Genomic DNA, 21670 nt, shown 5'->3' with positions numbered 1-21670 from the left:
CTTCTCTCTCACTTCCGGGTCACTTGGCCGTCTTTGCTCATCAGGCAGGCGGCCACGATGTCGTCTTCGAGGTCGATGTGGAGCGCGCCTTCCTTGTTCAGGATGAGCTTGAGGAAGTCGAGCACGTTGCGCGCGTAGAGGGAGGAGGCGTCGGCCGCGACCAACGCCGCGAGGTTGGTCTCGCCGACGATGGTTACGCCGTGCTTGACCACCGTCTTGTCGGCCTCGGACAGCGGGCAGTTGCCGCCCACGCCGTCGGGGCCCTTGCCGGCAGCGATGTCGACGATGACCGAGCCCGGCTTCATCGACTTGACCATGTCTTCGGTGATCAGCGTCGGCGCCGCGCGTCCCGGGATCAGCGCGGTACTGATCACGACGTCGGCCGCGGCCACGCGCTTGGCGACTTCGACCTTCTGCCGATCGAGCCAGCTCTGGGGCATGGGCTTGGCGTAGCCGCCCACACCCTGCGCCGCTTCCTTCTCTTCCTCGGTGTCGTAGGAGACGTCGATGAACTTGGCGCCCAGCGATTCGACTTGCTCCTTCACCGAGGGGCGCACGTCGCTCGCCTCGATGACGGCACCCAAACGCTTGGCGGTGGCGATGGCCTGCAGGCCGGCCACGCCGACGCCGAGGATCACGACGCGCGCCGCCTTCACGGTGCCGGCGGCCGTCATCAGCATCGGAAAGAAGCGCTGGTACTTGTCGGCCGCGATCATGATGGCCTTGTAGCCGGCGATGTTGGCCTGGCTGGAGAGCACGTCCATGCTCTGGGCCCGGGTGGTGCGCGGGGCGGCTTCGAGTGCGAAGCCGGTGAGGCCCGCCGTCGCAAGCCTTTGCAGGCCAGCGGCATCGAAGGGGTTGAGCATGCCCACGACGACGGTGGCGGGCTTCATGAGCGCCGCCTCGGCATCATCGGGCGCGCGCACCTTAAGCACGATGTCGGTGCCGAAGGCGCCGTTGCGATCGGTGATCTCGGCGCCGGCAGCCTGGAAGGCCGCATCGGTGAGGCTGGCTGCAACGCCGGCGCCGCTCTGGATGCGCACGGTGTGACCCTGTGCAACAAGCTTCTTGGCCGTCTCCGCGGTGACGGCCACTCGGGTTTCACCCGCGATCGTTTCGGCGGGTACGCCAATTTGCATGATGTTCAGCCCCCTCGAGGAGCGTTGTGGTTGTTGTCGGGAGTTGCGCGCGCTCTGCGCGACTACACACGTTCCAGGATGACAGCGATGCCCTGTCCCACGCCGATGCACATCGTGCACAGTGCGTAGCGGCCGCCCTGCTTGTGCAGCTGGTTCACCGCGGTGGTGGCAAGCCGCGCACCGCTGGCGCCCAGCGGATGGCCGAGCGCGATCGCGCCGCCGTTGATGTTGACGCGCGCGTCGTCGTCCTTCAGGCCCAGCAGGCGCAGCACCGCCAGGCCCTGCGCGGCGAAGGCCTCGTTGAGCTCGATGACGTCGATCTGGTCGAGCGTGAGACCGGTGAGCTTCAGCACCTTCTCGGTGGCCGGCGCCGGCCCGATGCCCATCACGCGCGGCGGCACGCCGGCCGTGGCCATGCCGACCACGCGGGCGCGCGGCGTGAGGCCGTACTTGGCCGTATGCGCCTCGTCAGCCAGCAGCAGGGCCGCCGCGCCGTCGTTCACGCCGCTGGCATTGCCGGCGGTCACCGTGCCGTCGGGCCGCACCACGCCCTTGAGCTTGGCCAGCGCCTCCAGGCTGGTGTCGCGCGGATGCTCGTCCTTGTCGACCACGATCGCGTCGCCCTTCTTCTGCGGCACGCTGACCGGCACGATCTCGGCATCGAAGAAGCCCGACTTCTGCGCCGCCACCGCGCGCTGCTGCGAGGCCAGCGCCATGCGGTCCTGCGCTTCGCGCTCGATCTTGTAGTCGGTCGCCACGTTCTCGGCCGTCTCGGGCATCGAGTCGACGCCGTACTGCGCCTTCATGAGCTTGTTGACGAAGCGCCAGCCGATGGTGGTGTCGTAGACCGCATTGGCGCGGCTGAAGGCGCTCTCGGCCTTGGGCATCACGAAGGGCGCGCGGCTCATGCTCTCCACGCCGCCGGCGATCATTAGCCCGGCCTCGCCGGCCTTGATGGCGCGCGCGGCGCTGCCCACGGCGTCCAGCCCCGAGCCGCACAGGCGGTTGATGGTCGCGCCGCCGAGCTCCTTCGGCAGGCCCGCGAGCAGCGCCGACATGCGCGCGACGTTGCGGTTGTCCTCGCCGGCCTGGTTGGCGCAGCCATACAGCACGTCGCTGACGGCCTGCCAGTCGACGTCCTTGTTGCGTTCCATCAGGGCGCGGAGCGGCACGGCGCCGAGATCGTCCGCGCGCACGCTGGAGAGAGCGCCGCCGTAGCGGCCGAAGGGGGTGCGAACGGCGTCGCAAATGAAGGCTTGATTGGTCATGGATCGAAGATTGGAAGGAGGGCGGTGAGGATCAGGCCGCTCGGTCCGGGGCGGACAGCGGCAGCGAGAGTCCGGCGCGTCGTACCAGCCAGGGCGAGGGCCGGTAGCGCTGGTCACCGAAGGTTTCGTAGAGGCCACTTGGAGAATCGCGAGGATGCGTTTTGTACCGATGCGGTCACCCCATTCGAACGGGCCGGACGGGTATCCCAGCCCCAACCGCACCGCGGCATCGAGGTCGGACGGCGAAGCAATCCCCTGTTGCGCCATCTCGCACGCGAGATTGACGATGCAAGCCATGACGCGCGGTGCGACGTAGCCGGGGGAGTCCGCAATCACGAAGGAGACGATCCCTTCGGCTGCAAACAGTTGCTCGGCGGCCTGAACGGCCGCTGCGCCGGTCGCCGGCGAGGTCATCAGCGTGACGCCGGTCCGGCCACTGAAGACAGGATCAATCGCCACCGCCTTGGTTGCGTCGATCGCCATGTTCGCGATGGTGGAGGAAAGATCGCGGCCCAGGGGCGCAAGCAGGATCACATCGGCTAGGCGAGGGTCAGGGCAGCTGCGGGCCGACGGCAGCAGCGCGGCAATTTCCACCGGCAGTGCGCCGGCACCTTCCGTCGGCCACCAAACGACGGCTCCGTCCGAATCGCCTGCGGCTGCCGGCTGGGCTGCCTGTCCCTGTGCCGCGCCGTCACCGTACCGGTAGAAGCCTTCCTTGCTCTTGCGACCCAGAAGCCCCGCGACCATGCGTGTGCGCGCCAGCGCCACCGGCCGATACCGGTCGTCACCGTAGTACTGAGCGTGGATGGATTCCATCACCGGCACCGAGACGTCCAGGCCGGTCAGGTCCAGCAGTTCGAACGGACCCATGCGGAAGCCCGCGCAGTTGCGCAGGATCGCGTCAAGCACCGGGTGCTCGGCCGCACCTTCGGCCAGCAGCTTGAGGCCTTCGGTCACGAAGGCGCGCCCGGCGTGGTTGACGACGAAGCCCGGCGAGTCGGACGTCACCACCGCCCGGTGGCCGACCCGTTTCGACAGCGCAACCAGCGACTCGACAACGCGGATGGCGGTGCGAGGTGCCTGCACGACTTCCACGAGCCGCATGCGTGGTACCGGATTGAAAAAGTGCCAGCCGGCGACGCGCTGCGGCTGCGCGCAGGCTGCGGCGATGGCCGTGACGCTGAGCGACGAGGTGTTGGTCGCGAGGATGCATTCCGGCGAGACGATCGCCTCGAGGCTGCGGAACAGCTGCTGCTTGGGCTCGAGCTGCTCCACGATCGCCTCGACCACGAGGGCGCAGCCACCCAACTGAGCCAGCTCGGTGGCCGCCTGGATGCGCGCGAGTGTCGCGTCGGCGTCCTCCTGCGCTAGCCGGCCCTTGGCCACGCCCTGCGCGAGATCATCGCGCACTGCATCGCGCGCACAAGCCACTGCCGTTGCGGCCATGTCGAAGAGCCGCACATCGCAGCCCGCCGCTGCGCACACCTGCGCGATGCCGCGCCCCATGGCACCGGCGCCGATGATCCCCACTTTACGAATTTCCTGGCCCACCGCTTTGCTCCGTTTCAGATCCGTGTGGTGCTCTGCAGCACCGTCTTGCTGACAAGGTAGGCATCGAGGCTCTCGGCGCCACCCTCGCGCCCAATGCCGCTTTCCTTGACGCCGCCGAAGGTCGCGTCGGCGCCCGGGGTGGCGAAGCTGTTGAGGCTCAGCACGCCGCATTCAAGTTCGCGGCTGATGCGCTCGGCGTCGTGCAGCGAATTGGTGAAGGCGTACGCCGACAGGCCCACCGACAGGGCATTGGCCAGCTCCAGGCCTTCGTTCAGGCTCGCGACTGGCACGCACAGGCCAAGCGGGCCGAAGGGCTCGGTCGTCATGGCATCGGCCGCGAGCGGCACGTCGGCCAGCACGGTGGGTGCGTAGAAGTAGCCGCGCTCGCCGATGCGCTGGCCGCCCGTTGCGACGCGGGCGCCTCGGGCCCTGGCATCCTCGACGAGGGCCTGGATCGCCGCCAGTCGCCGGCCGTTGGCCACCGGGCCCATCTGCACGCCGGGTGCAAAGCCATCGCCGACCAGCAATGCGCCTGCCGCTTCCGCGAAGCCCGCCACAAAATCCTCGTAAACGCTCCGGTGGGCGATGAAGCGCGTTGGCGAGGCGCAAATCTGGCCGGCCATCCGCATCTTGGCGGCCGCCGCCATGCGGCCCACCTTGGCGCCGTCCACGCCTTCGCCGATCAGCACCGGCGCGTGGCCGCCCAGCTCCAGCAGAGTCGGCTTCATCGCCGCACCGGCCAACTGCGCCAGCTGCTTGCCGACCTGCACCGAACCCGTCAGGGTGATCATGCGAATGACGGGCGAGGCTATCAGCGTGGCCGAGATCTTCGCCGGCTCGCCGAACACGAGGTTCAGCACGCCGTGCGGCAGGCCGGCGTCGGCGAAGCACTGCACGAAGGCGCACGCGGTGCCGGGCGTCTCCTCTGCGGCCTTGAGGACTACCGAGCAGCCCGCAGCCAGCGCTGCGCTGACCTTGCGGGCCGGCGAACTGAGTGGCACGTTCCAGGGCGTAAACGCCGCAACGGGGCCGACCGGCTGGCGCAGCACCATGCGCTGCTGCTGCGGACCCGAGGGGATCACGGTGCCATAGCTGCGCAGGCATTCCGCCGCGTCCCACTCGAGAAATGTGATGGCCCTGTCAACCTCGGCACGGCCGTCGCCGAAGGGCTTGCCCTGTTCCAGGGTGATGATGCGGCCGATCTCCTCCTGGCGCTCCTTCAGCAGCGCGGCGGCGCGCTGCAGCAGCTGGGCGCGTTCCTGGGGCGGCGTGTCGCGCCAGACCAGGAAACCCTTCTGCGCAGCCTGCAGGGCGTTCTCCAGGTCCTGGAGGCTGGCGCCCGGCACCGGGCCCAGCAAGCTCTCGTCGCTGGGATTGCGCACGTCATGGCAGGGCGGCCGGTCATGGATCCAGCGGCCGTCGATGAACAGGCCGATCCGGGGATAAGTCATGGGTGTCTTTCTTCGCATGCCGCAGCCAGGCGCCCATGTCCGCGGCGGCCACAGTCCGCCGGCGTTGACGAGGACATCGCTGACGAGCGGCGAGGATGTGGCAGCGCTCAGTCCGCCACGTACTTGAGCCAGCGGCCACCGTCGACGATCAGGTTGTCGCCGGTGATGTAGCCGGCCAGGTCCGACGCCAGGTAGACCGCGGCGTTGGCGATGTCCGCCTTCGCGCCGAAGCGACCGAGCGCCGTCTTCTTCGCTTCCAGGTCACCCTTGCCTGACTCGATGTACATCCGCTTCACCCCTTCGGTATCGCCGATCGGCCCAGGGGAGATGGTGTTGACGCGGATGCCGTCACTGCCCCATTCGACCGCGAGGGTGCGCGACAGAGAAAGGATGCCGCCTTTGGCCGACGCAGCGTGCACGGCGCCTGGCCAGCCGCTGACCCCCAGCATCGTGATGATGCTGATGATGGAGCCGCCGTGCTTCGAAGCCTTCAAATGCGGGTACGCGGCATGACAGCCGTAGAACGTGCCATTCAGATCGATGTCGATGACGGTCCGGAAGCCATTCGGCGACAGCTCGGCGCTGGGGCAGACGAAGTTCCCGGCGGCGTTGTTGACCAGGATGTCGAGCGAGCCGAAGCGTTGCACTGTGGCCTCGACAGCAGCCTTCACCTCGTCGTAGTTGCGCACGTCGCATTTGGCGGCAGCGGCCTTGCCGCCTTCGCGGCTTAGCGCCTCCGCGGCGGACTGGACGCGGTCCTCATTACGGCCGACCAGCATCACGGCCGCACCGAGGCGCGCATAAGCGGTGGCGATCTCCAGCCCGATGCCGCTACCGCCGCCAGTGATCAGGGCGGTGCGGCCTTTGAGCGTGTCGTTGGTGAACATGCAGTTTTCTCCGTGTGTGACTGTTCCACTGCCTGCCTTACCGCAATCCATGTGCCAGCACACCGTGTCCCTGGGCGTTGGCGCTGCTGTACCCTGCGGCTCGTTGCTCCGCCTCGACCGGCTGGCAGGGAGCCGCACCCGAGGCCACGCTGCCCGAAGTGTCTTTTACGAACACGGCGTGTTTTCGAAGAGGACAGAAATCCGGGCCGTAAGACGTGTTTGCCCGTCATCGCGCCGGAAATCCGCGTGGCATGTGGATTGCAGTAGACGTCCATCGCTGCAACGGAACGCGGCGCGAAGGATCCAAAAATGAGCAACCAGTTGGTCAAGACGGTCAAGGAAGGCCCCGTGCTAGTGGTGCGATTGGACAGCCCCGAGAACCGCAATAGCCTGACCACGGAGCTGCGCCGGCAACTGGGCGAAGCGGTGGTGCAGGCCGACGGCGATCCCTCCATACGCGCGATGTACCTGACCGGCGAGGGCCCGACGTTCTGCTCCGGCGGCGACTTCAAGATGCTGCAGACCCAGGTCGACCCGTGGCCCGTGCACCGGCGCTTCAGCAACCTCAAGAGCTGGCTCATTCCGTTGATCACACTGGCCAAGCCGGTGGTGGTGGGCGTGCGCGGCCCGGCGGTGGGCGGCGGCATGGGGCTGGCGCTGACCGGCGACGTGGTGATCGCGGCCGAGAGCGCGAAGTTCGTGGCCGGATTCTTTCGCGTCGGCACGATTCCCGACGTGGGCGTGATGTACTGCCTGCCCAGGTTGATCGGCATGGCCCGGGCCAAGAACTTCATCTTCAGCAACGGGACCATCCTGCCGCAGGAAGCGCTGGAGCTCGGCTTGGTGGCCAAGGTCGTGCCCGACGACCAGCTGGAGGCCGCCGGCCTGGCCGAAGCGAAACGCCTGGCCGAGGGCCCATCCGAGGTGATGGGACTGGCGAAGAACCTGATGGCGCGCAGCTTCGAGACCTCGCTGCAGGACATGTTCGCCTTCGAGGGCCTGGGCGCGGTGCTGGCCATGTCCAGCCCCGAATTCCGTGAAGGCGTGGCCGCTATCGTCGGCAAGCGCGAGCCGGATTTTGCGGCCGCTGCCGGGGCGGCCCCTCACAACGCCAAGTTCACCTGAACGGGCGCAAGCTAAAGAACACAAGGAGAGATGTGATGGACGTATCGGCAATGTTTCCCGAGTTGTCTCCGGAGATCGAGGCAGTTCGCGACATGGTCAACCGCTTCATGGAGACCGAGATCAAGCCGGTGATGGACGGCTACGAGAAGCGTCGCGAGTTCCCGCGCGAGCTGGTGCGCAAGGCCGGCGAGGCGGGCCTCTACGGGGCCGTATTCCCCGAGGCCGTGGGCGGCAGCAACATGGGCTATCTGGCGGCGGCCGTGATCCAGGAAGAGATGGTGCGCAACGACGTGCGCTTTTCCTCCTGCAACAACCAGCAAGGCTCCACCTGTCCGAGCGCCATCTACTTCGGCGGCACGCCGGAGCAGATCGAGAAGTACGTGCCCGACCTGGTCGCGGGCAAGACCATCGGCATGATGTCGCTCACCGAGTCAGGTGGCGGCTCCGACGCCGAGGGCAACATGAAGACCTTCGCCAAGCGCGATGGGGACGTCTACCGCATCACCGGACAGAAGATGTGGGCCTCGATGGCCAACGAGACCGACGTTGGCGTGCTGCTGGCCAAGACCGACCGCAACGCCGGCGCCAAGGGCGTGACTGCCTTCATCGTGCATCCCAAGAAGCACCCCGGGTGGAAGGCGACGCCGATTGAGTGCCTGGGTCTGTCCAAGTCCATGCGGACCAACGTCGTCTTCCTGGACGACTTCGTGGTGCCGGTGGAAGACCGCCTGGGCGAGGAAGGCGAGGGCTTCAAGATCATCATGCGCACGCTGCAACCCGGCCGTGTCGGCGTCGCGGCCAAGGCCCTGGGCGTGGCACGCCGCTGCTTCGAGGAAGCCGTACGTTACGCCAACGAGCGCGAACTGCGCGGTCAGCCGATCGGTCGCTTCCAGATGATCCAGGCCGACATCGCCGAAATGGCGGTGGCGATCGAGGCCAGCCGCGCGCTGGTCTACAAGGCCGCCATGCTGATGGACAACAGCATGCCGCACAACCGCTTCGCCGCCATCGCCAAGTACCACGCCTCGCAGACGGCCAAGATGTGCGCCGACAAGGCCGTGCAGATCTTCGGCGGCTACGGCCTGGCCGAGGAGTACCCGGTGTCGTACTACCGCGCCTATTCCGACATGTTTTTCACCGGCGAGGGCTCGGCCAACGTGCAGAAGATCATGATTGCCGAGGACGCGCTCGGCTACAAGGTCGCCGACCGACACCACGGCAAGACAGGGCTGCGCGACATCCGCAAGGACGACCCGGCCAAGCAACGCTGAGGAGGCGCCATGTCCGACCTGCTCAAGTACGACATTGCCGATGGCGTCGCCACGATCACGCTCAACCGGCCGGAGAAGCTCAACGCCTTCACCGGCGAGATGCTGGAGAAGTGGCTGCTGTCGCTGGAAGACGCCCGCACCAACCCCGAGGTGCGCGTCATCGTGATGACGGGCACCGGCCGCGCCTTCACCACCGGCGGCGACGTGGAAGGCTTCAGCGCCAGCGCGAAGCAGACTGCGGCCGGCATCCGCAGGCACCTGGTCGAAGGTATCCAGCGGCTGCCGCGCAAGCTGGCGGAGATCGACAAGCCGGTGATCGCGGCGCTGAACGGATTCGCCACGGGCGGCGGCCTGGATATCGCGCTGGCCTGCGACATTCGCTTCGCTGCCGAGAGCGCGCGCTTCGCCGAAACCTACGCCAAGATGGGCTTGATCCCCGGTGCCGGCGGCGCCTGGCTGCTGCCGCGCATCGTCGGCACGGCCAAGGCGCTGGAGCTGTTCTGGAGCTGCGACTGGGTGGAAGCCCCCGAGGCCGAGCGCATCGGCCTGGTCAACAAGGTCTTTCCGGACACCGAACTGATGGATGGCACTTATGCCTTTGCGCGCAAGGTGGCAGACGGCGCGCCGCTGGCGGTGCAGACCATCAAGCGAGTAGTGCGCCTGGGCTTGGACAAGGACCTGGGAACGGCGCTGGACATCGTGGCCTCCAGCATGCCAATCGTCCGCACCAGCGAAGACCACCAGGAAGCGCTGGCAGCCTTCAAGGAAAAGCGCACACCCCGATTCAAGGGCCAATGAGGACAACCTGCCTGAAGGTGGCTCACACACAGACATGACTGCACAGACCAATTTCTCCAGATTCCTTCAGCCCAGGAGCGTTGCCATCGTCGGCGCATCGCCTCAGGCCGGTACGCCCCGCAACGCCCTGGTGAAGAACCTCCTCAAGCACGGGTTCCAGGGCGCCGTCTACCCGGTGACGCCCAGCCACTCCGAGATCGAGGGCTTGAAGGCCTACAAAAACCTGGGCGAACTGCCCGAAGTGCCCGACGTCGCACTGGTGATCACACCCGCGCATACCGTCGCCGGCGTGATCGCAGAGTGCGGCCAGAAGGGCATCCGCAACGCAGTGGTGTTCAGTTCCGGCTTCGAGGAGGTCGAAGGCGGCCAGGAGAATGCGCGCCAGCTGGCCGAGGCGGCCAGAACCCATGGCGTGGCGGTCGTCGGTCCCAACTGCAATGGCTTCTGGTCGGTTCGACAGAAGGCCATCATGACCTTCAGCGGCGCGGCGCTCAATATCGAGAAGATCAACCACGCACCGGTGGCCGTGCTCAGCCAGAGTGGCGCATTGGCGGGCGCCATCGGCAATTCGCTCAACAACGCCGGCATGGGCCTGTCGTACATCGTCAGCGTGGGCAACGAGACCTGCCTCGACGTGCTCGACGCCGCCGATGCGATCATCGAGCAGGACGATGTCCGGGTGGTTGCGCTCTACCTGGAAGGTCTTGACGATGCGAGCCGGATGCTCAGGATCGCGGAGCGCGCACGCGAGCGCGGCGTGCAGATCGTCGCATTGAAAACCGGTCGATCGGCCGTCGGCCAGGATGCGACTGCCTCCCATACCGGAAAGATCGCTTCATCTCATGCCGTGTATGCCGCTGTCTTCCAACAGGCCGGCATCATCGAGGTCGACAGCATTGCCGAGCTGATCGACGCGGTCGAGGTGCTGGCCTTCATGCGGGATCCGCGTGACAGCCAGGACCCGAAGGGTGGCGTTTCGGTCCTGAGCGCGTCGGGCGGTGCCGGCGCATTGCTGGCCGACCACAGCAGCGAGCGCGGCATCACGATGGCCGAGTTCGATGCGTCCACGGTCGAGAAACTCAATGCGATCTTGCCCTCGTTTGCCCGCAAGACGAATCCGATCGACCTGACCGGCCAGGTCAACACGGTGCCAACCATGCTGAGGGACGCCTGCGAGGTCGTCGTGGCGGACTCCAGGACCGAAGCGGTCATCGTCCAGTTTGCCTCCACCGTGCGCCGCCATCTCGTGGCGAATGCGGAGGTTTTCAAGGCGCTGGCGCGCGAAGTGCCGGTGTTTCTAAGCATCATCGGGGAACCCGTCGAACCCGAGTTGGTCAAGGATTTGCGGGATGCGGGCGTGCTCCTGCGCGGCGATCCTTCGGCGGCGATGAGTGCCCTGTCTCTGCTGTACCGGCGCCGCGATGCGATGCGCCTGCCCAAGCTGAAGCCGCGCCAGCCGCTGTCGCAGCGGGCTGTTTCGGGCGACTGGTCGGACATGATGCAGTTCTGCGAGGACAGCGGTGTCACACCGGCCAAGTGGGTGGTGCTGGGGCCCGATGACCGTGCTGCTCAGGCGTGCGCGAATCTTTCCTACCCGCTGGTGGTCAAGGCGCTGCCTTCCGAGGCAGAGCACAAGACCGAGATGGGGCTGGTCAAGTTGCGCGTGGCCTCGCCTGACGAAGTCGATGCGCTGGCCGAACAGTTTCGCCAGCGCATGGGCAAGCCGCGAGCCGGCATCCTGGTGCAGGAAATGGTCGGCGACGGCGTCGAGGTGGTGCTGTCCTGCCTTCGCAACGCCGACTTCGGTCCGGTGATCTCCATCGGGACGGGTGGCGTCGCCATAGAGCTCTATCGCGACGTGGCTTACCTGGCTCTGCCTGTGTCCGAGGAACAGGTTTTGGCCGCGCTGCGCAAGCTCAAGCTGTGGACCCTGCTGCAGGGCTTTCGCGGAAAGCCTGCCGCGGACGTGGAGGCGCTCGCAGGCGCCGCAGTGCGCTTCGGCGACATGTTCCTGGCAAGTGCCGAGGTGCGGGAGTTCGAGATCAATCCCGTGATGGTGAGGAAGAAGGGCGAAGGCCTGGCGGCGGTGGACGCGCTGGTAACCACTGGCCCAGGCAGCGTGCACTGAGACCTCCATGAACCGGGGCGGCCGGGCGCCGACAGCCCCGCCTGGCGAAGCCCGAGGTGTCCGCTCCGATATGCTAGAGCGACGTGGACGTGCCTGTACAAAACAATGGAGCTTCGACATCTTCGCTATTTCGTCGCCGCGGCCGAAGAGGAGCATTTCGGCCGGGCAGCCGAACGCCTTCATGTCACGCGGCCGGCCGTTTCCAAGCTCATCGCCGACCTCGAAAGCGAGCTCGGCACGCCGCTCTTCGAAAGGCTGGCGCATGGCGTGAAGCTCACGGACGCCGGTCAGGCCCTGCTGCCGATGCTGCAGGTGGCGATCTCCGACTTGAACGAGGCCTTCGCAGAGGCCAAGCGCGTTGGGCAGGGCCAGCGCGGTTCGCTGAGCATCGGCTACGGCTCGCTCACATTGCTGCACCCGCTGTTCCGGATCGCGGTCAAGCAGTTCCGCCAGACCTATCCCGAAGTGACGCTGTCGCTGATCGAGGCGCCCAGCTCCGCCCAGCCCAAGGCGCTCGCTGCCGGCAAGATCCAGGCGGGATTCATGCACTTCGGCCCGCGCGCGGCGGTGCTGCGCAGGCAGCGCAGCACCGCGGACCTGGCGCAGGACGAGGCGATGCTGGACTGGTTCCGCATCCAGACCTGCGGCCTGGGCGTGGCGGTGCCCAGCGACCATCCGCTCGCGCGGCGTCACTCGGTGGCGCTGGAGGCACTCGCCGGGGAACAGTTCATCGTGGTGCCCGGTTCCAGCCGCAGCCCCGCCTTCGGCCTGCCCCATGACCTGTGCCAGAAAGCCGGGTTCGAGCCGCAGATCGTGCAGGAGGTGAGCACCGTCACGTCTCAGCTGAACCTCATTTCCGTCGGCATGGGCATCGCCTTGATGCCGACCGGCCGCGACTTCGTCTATCCGGCGAGCGTGAGCGTCATCCCGCTGGAGAACGTGACCTATTCCACCTCGTTCATCTTCGGTTGGGTGAAGGGCAGAAGAAGTCCCGCGCTCGACCACATGATCGACATCGTCCAGACCCTGGCCCAGAAGCGGCAGCGCTCCGAGGCCGCCTGATCGACCTGAACGAGATACTTCAGCTGGCGCGTGTCCATCGTTCCCTTGAGGACGCTCAGTTCTCTACCTTGATTGCATTGTCCTGGATGACCTTGCGCCAGCGCGCCGCTTCGTCCTTCAGGAACTTCTCCAGTTCCACCCGGTTTTTCGCCATCACGCTCACGCCGAGCTTGCCGAGGCGCTCCTGCACGCCGGCGTCGGCAGTCGCCTTCGCCAATGCCGCGTTGAGGCGGTCTATCGCCTGGGGGGGCGTGCCTGCCGGGGCCAGGTAGGCGTTCCAGGAAGCGGCGTGGAAGTCCGCGAAGCCCTGCTCTTTCATGGTGGGCACGTCCGGCAGCAGCGGATGGCGCTTTTCGGCGGTGACACCCAGCAGGCGGAAGTCGCCTGACTTGGTGAGCTCGACGACGTCGGCCACGGTGGCGCAGATGAAGTGGACCTGGTCGCCCAGCAGGGCCTGTACCGCGGGGCCGAATCCGCGGAAGGGCACGTGAGTGCCGTTGATCTTGAGTTCCCGCACTAGGCGCGCGGCTGCCAGATGGCTCACGGAGCCGGCGCCGCCGGAAGCGTAGTTCAGGCCGCTGGGCGTTGCCTTCGCCGTCGCCACCAGGTCGGCGACGGTCCGGATGTCCGATCTGGACCGAACGGCGAAGACCAGCGGCGTGGTCGTGATGCCGAACACCGGCGCAAAGTCCTTGGTCCAGTCATAGGGCACCTGCTGCAGGCTGGGAAGGATCACGTGGCCGGTCGCCATGAGCATCAGCGTGTAGCCGTCCGCCTTCGACTTGGCCGCGGCCTGCGCGCCGATGATTCCATTGCCGCCGGAACGGTTGTCGACGACAACGGCCTGTCCGAGCTCGGCACCGGCCTTCTCGCCCACGATGCGCGCCACGACGTCTCCGGTCCCCCCGGCGCCATACGGCACGATGACTTTCACCGGCGCGGTGGGGAATGCGTCGGCGGCCATGGCGCCGCCGGCCAGCGCGAGCGCCATGGTCGCGCTCGCAAAGCACTTTTTCAGATCAGGCATCGATGTCTCCTTGTACCTGTGCAGATGCAACTTGCGAGCCAATGCGCAGCGGCCCCAGTGCGTGGCGGATCCGGCCACAGCGTGCGTGCCATGAACACAAGGTGTTTGCGCAAAACACACCTGTGCGGCGCGTCGGAGCGGCGTGCAGCTCACCGCGTCGTGGCACGCGGATTGCACCACGTCGAATCCGCCGACATGGCGGTGAAAAAGGAAGAGACATGAAACCACGTCAGGCACTCCATAGCGCGGCAGCCTTGATCTGCGCGTCCGCCACCGCTGCGTCGTATGCGCAGATCTCCGACGACACCGTGAAGATCGGCGTCATCGTCGACAAGACCGGCGTCTACTCTGCGAACGGAGGAATGGGTGTGGTCCGGGCCGTCGAGATGGCCGTCAAGGACTTCGGAGGCAAGGTCCAGGGCAAGTCGGTCCAGGTCATATCGACCGACTATCAGAACAAGGTCGATATCGCAGCTTCTAAGGCGCGCGAGTGGTTCGACGTCGACAAGGTCGACCTGATCATCGAGTCGACGGACTCCGCCGCTGCAATCGCCATGCAGAAGATCGCCGCGGACAAGAAGAAGCCGATCATCTTTGCGGGCTCCGCGTCGACTGCTCTCACGAACAAGGAATGCTCGGCATACGGCATCCATTGGGTTTATGACACTTACGCGCTGGCGACTGGGACCGGCCGCGCGGTGGTCCGGAACGGTGGCGACAGCTGGTACTTCATTACCGCGGACTATGCGTTCGGCAACGCGCTGGAGGCAGACACCACGGCCATCGTGAAGGCCATGGGCGGCAAGGTCGTCGGGACAGTAAAGCATCCTCTGAACGCCTCGGACTTCGCATCCTTCCTGCTGCAGGCCCAGAACTCGGGCGCGAAGGTCGTGGGCCTGGCCAACGCAGGCAAAGACACGCAGAACGCCATACGCCAGGCGAACGAGTTTGCCATCACCGCCAAGCAGACTGTGGCCGCACTCCTTGTCTTCGACACTGACGTCAAGGGTCTAGCAGGGTGCGGAAATACTCCCCTTCAAAGCGAGTCCTCCCTGCCGGCCGAGGGTTCGCTTTTCACATGGTGCGTCAGGCAGGGTTTTTGCGAGCCGTTTTCTCTGATTTGAGGATGTTTTGCGCGCCTCTGGTTGCCTCAGAGCCCCTGCGGACGGATTTGTCCCAGCGAACGCATGCGCGTCAAGTTGTAGGCCGTCATCGTCAGCACGAACAGGTGGTCCACGCGCTTGAGTCCACGCACCATCACCTGACGAATTCCGCCCACCGTCTTGGCCCAGCCGAAGCCCTGCTCGATGAGTTTTCGTTTGCGCTGTGACAGCGCATAGCCTTCGCTCGCAGCGATGGCATCGGGCACCGCGGAGCGCCGCCCCGAAGTGTTCTGGGCTACGTGCGGTATCACGCCCATGTCCTGACATGCCTGGACGAACTCCTGCGCGTCGTAGCCCTTGTCTGCACCGAGTGTGACCTCGGTATCCGGACTCGCGGCCGCTTGACGGGCATCCTTGATCATGACCTTGGCCGCTTCGCGCTCGGCAAAGCCGTCAGCCTGTGTGACCATCGCGTTGGCGATCAGGCCATGGCGGTTGTCCGATAGGGTATGACCCATGTAGCGCAACTCGCTGGCGGTCTTGCCCTTGCGGTACAGACGCGCATCGCCATCGGTGCGCGAGGCGTGAGTGTCGTTGCTGCGGCTCTGGCCTTTGAAGCTGGTGCTACCCGTTGTGTTGTTGCCCGCATCATCGTCGCCGCCGTCCTTGCGCACAAAGCTCCTGTGGCTGGCCCACGCCTGAATAAGGGTGCCATCGACGCTGAAGTGCTCGCCCGACAGCCAGCCCTTGCGATCCGCGGTTTCGACGATGTGGTTGAACAGTTCGATGATCGCGTCGTGCGCGATCAGCCGTTCGCGGTTCTTGGTGAAGACGCTGGGCACCCAGACCGCATCGTCCATGGCCAAGCCAATGAACCAGCGATACAAGAGGTTGTACTGGGTCTGCTCCATGAGTTGACGCTCCGAGCGGACGCTGAAGAAGATCTGCAAGAGCATCGCGCGCAGCAGCTTCTCTGGTGCGATGCTGGGACGCCCGCCCTTGATGTCGGCCTCATACATGCCGGCGAATAGGTTGTCCATCTTGAGCAGCGCTTCATTGACCATCGCGCGGATCGGGCGCAGAGGATGATTCGCGGGTACGAAGTCCTCCAGGCGGCGCATCGTGAACAAGCTCTCGGTGAAGGTGTCGGCTCCGCGCATCGTCTGGGGTCTTGTCTTGCAACTGTCGGGGGATCAACTTCCAACGCTTGAGGGCCGTCGCACGCCGACCGGCGGGAGAGGTATTTCAGCACCCTGCTAGGCCTCAAGGCGGCGCAGGGAATGGTCTACACCACTGCCTTCTACTGGGACCAGAACCAGGAAACGCGTGAATTCTCGAATCGTTTCCACGCAATTCACAAAGGCATGCCGACGATGATCCATGCCGGGGCGTACTCCGCAGCCATGCATTACCTGAAGGGGATCGATGCGCGCAAGTCGGATGCTGCAGAGGACGTTCTCGATCAGATGCGCAAGACGCCGGTCAATGACTTCTTCGCCAAGAACGGTGTGATTCGCAAGGACGGACGGATGGTGCATGACATGTACCTCGCGCAGGTCAAGACGCCCTCGGAATCCAAGGGCGAGTGGGACATCGCGAAGGTTCAAAGCACGATCCCGGGCGATCAGGCCTTTGCACCGCTCAGCGCCAGCAGCTGCCCCCTGGCCAAGACCTGAAAAAGCTCAGGCGGCGCGGGCCGCCGGGCACGCATCGACTCAGGGAATTCTGGAGCGCCGACCACTGAGTGGCGGTGGCATTTCGTTGGCCGCAGGGTCAATTGGCGCTACCGGGTCGGTGAAAGCTGGTTACCGTGATCCGCACTAAATGTGTCTTGACCCTGCCGGGGCGCGCATCGACCATTCCTGTATCCAAAGTAAGGCCGACACAGCATGACTCACCCACATCTACCCACCTCCCCCGAAACCGCGGCTGAGGCCTTCCGCAAGTCACCGATCACGGGCCGCATGTTGATCGGCGGTGAACTGGTCGAGAGCTCTGGCGGCGCCTGGATCGAATGCGTCAACCCCGCGACCGATGATTACATCGGCAAGGTGCCGAAGGCCACCGAGGCGGACGTGCAGCAGGCGGTGGAAGCCGCCGAGAAGGCGCAGGTCAAATGGGCGGAGCTGCCGATGCAGGAACGCTCGAACTGCCTGAACCGGCTGGCCGACGCCTTCACCCGACACGCCGACGAACTGCTGATGCTCGAGGTGGCGGACAGCGGCAATGCCATCACCTCCATGAAGCCCGACCTGGCGAACTGCGTCGAGCGGTTGCGCTATTACGCCGGACTGGGCTTCGAGCTGCAGGGCCACACCATCCCGGGAACTTCGGACAAGTTGCACCTGACCCTGCGTGAACCCTATGGCGTGGTCGGCCGCATCATCGCCTTCAACCACCCCATCGCCATGGCGGTCCACGGCATGGCCTCGCCGCTGATCGCGGGCAACACGGTGGTGCTTAAGCCATCCGACCAGTGCCCGCTTTCGGCCGTGCGGCTGGGCGAGATCGCCCGTGAAGTGCTGCCCCCGGGCGTGCTGAACGTCGTCACCGGCGACGGCTCTGCCGGCAATGCAATCGTGCGCCACCCGCGCGTGAAGCGCCTGTCCTTCATCGGTTCGGTGCGAACGGGCATGGCGATCCAGCGTTCGGCCGCCGAGGTGGCGGTGAAGAACATCTCGCTGGAGCTGGGCGGCAAGAACCCGTTCATCGTCTTCCCAGACGCGCCGGTGGAGAAGGTGGCTGCCGCCGCCGTTGCCGGCATGAACCTGGGGCTGCAAGGCCAGTCCTGCGGCTCCACCAGCCGCCTTTTCGTGCATGACGCGATCTACGACGCCGTGGTGAAGGCGGTCGCCGAGAAGTACAAGGCGCTGCGGGTGGGCGACCCATTCGACTGGTCCACTCAGATGGGCGCCCTCAACACGCGCGCCCACCTCGAGCGCGTCCAGCAGTTCGTGGCTTCGGCGAAGTCCGAAGGAGCGCGCCTGGTTGCCGGCGGCGAGCGCCCGGCTGGAAAGACCTTTGAGAAGGGCTACTGGCTGCAGCCCACCGTCTTCGCGGATGTCACGCCGGAGATGCGCGTTGCCCGCGAGGAGATCTTCGGTCCGGTGCTGTCCATCCTGCGCTGGTCGGACGTGGAGGAGGTCATCGCCATGGCCAACTCGGTGGAGTACGGCCTGACCGCCGCAGTCTGGACCAGCGACATCACCCAGGCCCTGCGCACTGCAAAGCGCGTGCAGTCCGGCTTTGTCTGGGTCAACGGCGTCAACTCGCATGTGCGCGCCGTGCCTTTCGGCGGCTACAAGAACAGTGGCACCGGCCGCGAACGCGGCATCGAAGAGCTCTACTCGTACACCGAGGAAAAGTCGGTGCAGGTCTTCCTGTGAGCGCCGCCCGGCCGCCCGAAGGCGCTCGTACCGCAGCCGAAGGCGAAGGTACTCCAATGAAGCTCCCGGCCATGGATAACAGCAAGCAATCGACGCCGCCCCATGCGCCCGACTTCATCGTCATCGGCTCCGGCTCCGGCGGTGGCGTGGTGGCTGCTCGCTTGAGCGAAAGCGGAAAGTACAAGGTTCTATGCCTCGAGGCCGGAACCCGGGGCGCCGGCTACATCTGGACCCGCCCACCGGTGGGCGGCGGGATGATGATCGAGTCCCCCGGGGTGAACTGGTGCCAGTCCGCGCAACCCAACCCGGATCTCGGCGGACGGCGCGTTTATGTGGCACGCGGCAAGATCCTGGGCGGCTCCAGTGCCATCAACGGCCTAATCTTCAACCGCGGGCAGCGCCTCGACTACGACGCCTGGGAGCGCATGGGCTGCACCGGCTGGTCGTACCGGGATGTGCTGCCCTACTTCAAGAAGCTGGAAAGCACCGACATCGGGACGGACGAATACCGGGGCCGCCACGGCCCGATGAAGGTGACGACGGCCAGCAAGACTTCTCCCTTCTACGATCTGTTTATCCAGTCCGCCCAGGCTGTCGGCCTGCCGCTCAATCCGGATTACAGCGGCCCGACCCAGCACGGCGTGGCGATGGCGCAGATCAACGTCTGGAAAGGCCTGCGCCAGAGCACGGCGACGCAGTACCTGGAGCCCGCGCGCAAGCGGCCCAATCTCACCATCCTCCAGGGCGCGCACGTCACTGGGCTCCTCTTCGAGGGCAAGCGCTGCGTGGGTGTGCGTTACCGCCGCAACGGCGCAATGGAAGAGGTCCGTGCCCGGCGGGAGGTGATCCTGAGCGCCGGCGCCATAGGGTCGCCACAGCTGCTGGAACTCTCGGGCATCGGCAACCCGGCGATCCTTGCCAGGCATGGCATCCCCGTTGTCCATGCGCTGCCGGGCGTGGGGGAAAACCTGCGGGACCACTTCGGCCCATCAGTGCAGTGGAAGTTCAACCGTAAAGGCCTGTCGCTGTGCGACCGGGGCCGCGGCTGGGGTCTGGTGCGCGAAGTCTTGTCCTATGTCTTTATGCGCAAGGGCTTCATCTCGCAGGGCCTCGCAACGCTGCGCGTGTTCACCCGCTCGCACGAAGGCATCGAGCAGTCCGACATCGCCCTGCTCGTGAATCCCTTCATGATCGAGGTCAGGAACAAGAAGCGCCTGATGTCGCCCATCAACGGGTTCTTCGCCTTCGCCCAGGTGCAGCGCCCGGAAAGCGCGGGCAGCTCGCACATCCAATCGGCCGACCCCTTTGCGGATCCGGCGATCCACTATTGCTTCCTGGCAACCGAGAAGGACAGGCGCACCGCGGTGATGGCCGTGCGCCGCGCGCGCGAGATCGCCGCGGTTGCGCCGCTGGCGGAGGTCATCGCGGAGGAACTGCAGCCCGGCGCGCAGGTGCAGTCGGACGAGGACATCCTCGCTTTCATCCGTCGGGCCGGTAACACCACTTACCACCCGGTCGGCACCTGCAAGATGGGCCAGGACCCGATGGCCGTTGTCGATCCGAGCCTGCGGGTGCACGGCATCGCAGGCCTGCGGATCGCCGACTGTTCCATCATGCCCATGATCATTTCGGGCAACACCAGCATTCCCGCCATGATGATCGGCGAGAGGTGTGCCGACATGGTGCTGGCCGACGCCGGGCGGCCGGCCTCCCCGGCGGTTCCGGTGGTTCCGGCGACTACCGCGGTTCCGGCGACGCAGCTCACCCCGGAACTCGTGCATCACTGATGACAAGCTGGCGTGCCGCCCAGGCACGTACGCCAGAGGGTCCCGCCCTTGGCGTCTCTCAATGGTCTGGATCGCCGCACGCAGCGATCGCGCCGCCCGAGGCCGAGCAAGGTTTGGGTCTCACGGCAACAGGCGCTCACGCGGGGCGGTAACGGCAAGTGACCCTGAGGGGCACCAAATGCCACCCCCAAGACGCGTGCGGCATTCCAGAATTCCAACGACTAAGGAGTGACAGAACCCATGCCTTCACATACGCGCCAGCTTGCCGAATTCGCGACCAGGCTTCAGCTGTCGGACGTGCCGCCCGAAGTGGTGGCCCGTGCGAAATCCATCATCCTCGACGGTCTCGGCTGCGGCCTCTTCGGAGCCCATCTCAAGTGGACGGAGATGCTCGGCGATGTCGTCCAGCGCCTCGAGCCGCAGGGCGGCTCGGCTTCCATCTGGGGCGCGGGCAAGACTGCCTCCGCCACCAGCGCCGTCCTGGTCAACGGCACCATGATCCAGGGCTACGAGCTGGACGACGCCAATCCCGCCTCGATCCACAGCTGCGCGGCGGTGCTGCCCGTGGTGTTCGCCGCGGCCGAGATGGTCGGCGCCGACAAGATCGACGGCGAGACGCTGTTGACGGCCATCATCGCCGGCTTCGAAGTGGGCCCGCGCGTGGGCCTGTGCATGAACGGCAACAGGATGCTCGGAAAAGGCTGGCACACGCCGGGCCTGTTCGGCGCATTCCCCGCGGCCGTGGCGGCCGGTCGCGTGCTGGGACTCGACAGCGAGCAGATCTTTCAAGCCCTCGGCATTGCCGGGCCGCAGGCGGGCGGCATCCTCGCCACGCAGTTCGGCTCCATGGTGAAGCGCATGCTGTCGGCGAAGGCCGCGCAGAGCGGCCTGTACGCAGCGCTGCTGGCGGCGGAGGGCTTCACCGGCATCGCGGATGTATTCGAGGAGGAGTACGGCGGCTTCTGCACCACCTTCACCCAGAGCACCGACCAGTTCGACCTGTCCGAACTGACCGATGGGCTGGGCACGCGCTGGGAGACCATGCGCATCTCGATCAAGCGACATGCCTGCGTGGGCACCAACCTGTCGACCATGGATGCGATCGAGGATCTGATGCAGGAAGGTTTGAGGGCAGAGGACGTGGAGCGCATCACGGTGAAGATGACCGATGACGCAGTCAAGCACTCCTGGTGGCTGCCCTACGAGCCCGTCGGCCTCACAGCAGCGCAGATGCACCTGGGCTTCTGCATCGCCATGAAGCTGATCGACGGCGAGGTCTTCGTCGATCAGATGGTGGAAGAGAACATGGGCCGGCCCGACCTGCTTGCCTTCGCCAAGCGCGTCGACTGCCTGCGCGACGAGTCGCGCGAGCAGAAGGGGCGTTCGTTCGCGCGCGGGACCGATGTCGAGGTGGTCCTGAAGGACGGCCGCGTGATCCACAAGGTCGTCGACCACTTCCTCGGCAGCTGGCAGAAGCCCATGAGCGACGAGCAGATGGCCGCCAAGTACCGTCGCCTCGCCGCCAAGACGCTGTCGCAGCGCAACGTGGATGAACTCGAGCGCCTCGTCAGGAACCTGGAGGCCCAGCCCGCAGTGGGAAGTCTCGTCCGGATCCTGCATGGGGACCCGCCGCACATCGCGGCGCAGCACCAGCAGGCCGCACTGGCCAAGTAGATCCAGAAGGAGC

General features: G+C 66.0%; 16 protein-coding genes and 1 pseudogene. 10 read left to right on the top strand and 7 right to left on the bottom strand.

Annotated elements, in window-relative coordinates; all coding sequences use genetic code 11:
* Positions 1 to 8: 8 nt before the first annotated feature.
* The 5 genes and pseudogenes from ACSQ9I_RS16765 to ACSQ9I_RS16745 form a co-directional block, all read right to left on the bottom strand.
* A complete protein-coding gene (locus ACSQ9I_RS16765; RefSeq protein ID WP_436313819.1) occupies positions 9 to 1139 on the bottom strand; it encodes a Re/Si-specific NAD(P)(+) transhydrogenase subunit alpha in 1131 nt (376 codons plus the stop codon).
* A 62-nt stretch (positions 1140 to 1201) separates the two neighbouring features.
* A complete protein-coding gene (gene pcaF, locus ACSQ9I_RS16760) occupies positions 1202 to 2407 on the bottom strand; it encodes a 3-oxoadipyl-CoA thiolase (protein WP_436315764.1) in 1206 nt (401 codons plus the stop codon).
* Between the two features lie 189 nt (positions 2408 to 2596).
* A pseudogene (locus ACSQ9I_RS16755) lies at positions 2597 to 3913 on the bottom strand (3-hydroxyacyl-CoA dehydrogenase); the annotation flags it as partial.
* Positions 3914 to 3972: 59 nt separating this feature from the next.
* Complete coding sequence (locus ACSQ9I_RS16750) at positions 3973 to 5409, bottom strand: NAD-dependent succinate-semialdehyde dehydrogenase (RefSeq protein ID WP_436313818.1); 1437 nt, start codon at positions 5407 to 5409, stop codon at positions 3973 to 3975.
* Between the two features lie 107 nt (positions 5410 to 5516).
* Positions 5517 to 6296 (bottom strand): SDR family oxidoreductase, encoded by a 780-nt coding sequence (locus ACSQ9I_RS16745; protein ID WP_436313817.1) that lies wholly within the window; start codon positions 6294 to 6296, stop codon positions 5517 to 5519.
* 309 nt (positions 6297 to 6605) lie between these two features.
* On the opposite strand from ACSQ9I_RS16745, the gene ACSQ9I_RS16740 reads away from it, so the two are divergent.
* The 5 genes from ACSQ9I_RS16740 to ACSQ9I_RS16720 all read left to right on the top strand — a co-directional run bounded on the left by ACSQ9I_RS16740 (position 6606) and on the right by ACSQ9I_RS16720 (position 12680).
* Positions 6606 to 7421 carry an enoyl-CoA hydratase/isomerase family protein gene (locus tag ACSQ9I_RS16740; RefSeq protein ID WP_436313816.1) on the top strand — a complete coding sequence of 272 codons (816 nt, stop codon included), beginning with the start codon at positions 6606 to 6608 and terminating at the stop codon, positions 7419 to 7421.
* A gap of 35 nt (positions 7422 to 7456) precedes the next feature.
* Positions 7457 to 8692: an acyl-CoA dehydrogenase family protein gene (locus ACSQ9I_RS16735; protein ID WP_436313815.1), complete on the top strand. Its 1236-nt coding sequence runs from the start codon at positions 7457 to 7459 to the stop codon at positions 8690 to 8692.
* A 9-nt stretch (positions 8693 to 8701) separates the two neighbouring features.
* Entirely contained in the window at positions 8702 to 9490 is a 789-nt protein-coding gene (locus tag ACSQ9I_RS16730; protein WP_436313814.1) for an enoyl-CoA hydratase/isomerase family protein, read from the top strand.
* A gap of 34 nt (positions 9491 to 9524) precedes the next feature.
* Positions 9525 to 11618, top strand: a complete 2094-nt coding sequence (locus ACSQ9I_RS16725) for an acetate--CoA ligase family protein (protein ID WP_436313813.1) — start codon at positions 9525 to 9527, stop codon at positions 11616 to 11618.
* A 105-nt stretch (positions 11619 to 11723) separates the two neighbouring features.
* The gene (locus tag ACSQ9I_RS16720) at positions 11724 to 12680 is read left to right on the top strand and encodes a LysR substrate-binding domain-containing protein (protein ID WP_436313812.1); all 957 of its coding nucleotides are present in this window, start codon (positions 11724 to 11726) and stop codon (positions 12678 to 12680) included.
* Between the two features lie 55 nt (positions 12681 to 12735).
* Here ACSQ9I_RS16720 and ACSQ9I_RS16715 read toward each other — a convergent pair whose 3' ends face one another.
* The gene (locus ACSQ9I_RS16715; RefSeq protein ID WP_436313811.1) at positions 12736 to 13707 is read right to left on the bottom strand and encodes a Bug family tripartite tricarboxylate transporter substrate binding protein; all 972 of its coding nucleotides are present in this window, start codon (positions 13705 to 13707) and stop codon (positions 12736 to 12738) included.
* A gap of 218 nt (positions 13708 to 13925) precedes the next feature.
* Here ACSQ9I_RS16715 and ACSQ9I_RS16710 point away from each other — a divergent pair, with 218 nt between their 5' ends.
* The gene (locus ACSQ9I_RS16710) at positions 13926 to 14831 is read left to right on the top strand and encodes an ABC transporter substrate-binding protein (protein ID WP_436313810.1); all 906 of its coding nucleotides are present in this window, start codon (positions 13926 to 13928) and stop codon (positions 14829 to 14831) included.
* Between the two features lie 26 nt (positions 14832 to 14857).
* Here ACSQ9I_RS16710 and ACSQ9I_RS16705 read toward each other — a convergent pair whose 3' ends face one another.
* Positions 14858 to 15970 (bottom strand): IS5 family transposase, encoded by a 1113-nt coding sequence (locus ACSQ9I_RS16705; RefSeq protein WP_436311868.1) that lies wholly within the window; start codon positions 15968 to 15970, stop codon positions 14858 to 14860.
* Between the two features lie 93 nt (positions 15971 to 16063).
* Between ACSQ9I_RS16705 and ACSQ9I_RS16700 the strand changes: the two genes are divergently transcribed.
* The 4 genes from ACSQ9I_RS16700 (at position 16064) to ACSQ9I_RS16685 (ending at position 21657) form a co-directional block, all read left to right on the top strand.
* Entirely contained in the window at positions 16064 to 16486 is a 423-nt protein-coding gene (locus tag ACSQ9I_RS16700) for an ABC transporter substrate-binding protein (RefSeq protein WP_436315763.1), read from the top strand.
* Between the two features lie 213 nt (positions 16487 to 16699).
* The gene (locus ACSQ9I_RS16695) at positions 16700 to 18196 is read left to right on the top strand and encodes an aldehyde dehydrogenase family protein (protein ID WP_436313809.1); all 1497 of its coding nucleotides are present in this window, start codon (positions 16700 to 16702) and stop codon (positions 18194 to 18196) included.
* A 71-nt stretch (positions 18197 to 18267) separates the two neighbouring features.
* Complete coding sequence (locus ACSQ9I_RS16690) at positions 18268 to 19983, top strand: GMC family oxidoreductase (protein ID WP_436313808.1); 1716 nt, start codon at positions 18268 to 18270, stop codon at positions 19981 to 19983.
* Positions 19984 to 20223: 240 nt separating this feature from the next.
* Positions 20224 to 21657 carry an MmgE/PrpD family protein gene (locus ACSQ9I_RS16685; RefSeq protein ID WP_436313807.1) on the top strand — a complete coding sequence of 478 codons (1434 nt, stop codon included), beginning with the start codon at positions 20224 to 20226 and terminating at the stop codon, positions 21655 to 21657.
* Positions 21658 to 21670: the final 13 nt, after the last annotated feature.

Origin of the sequence: Variovorax sp. LjRoot84, assembly GCF_964254305.1 — a bacterium.
GTDB lineage: Bacteria > Pseudomonadota > Gammaproteobacteria > Burkholderiales > Burkholderiaceae_C > Variovorax.
This window is presented reverse-complemented; position numbering and strand designations above follow the sequence as displayed.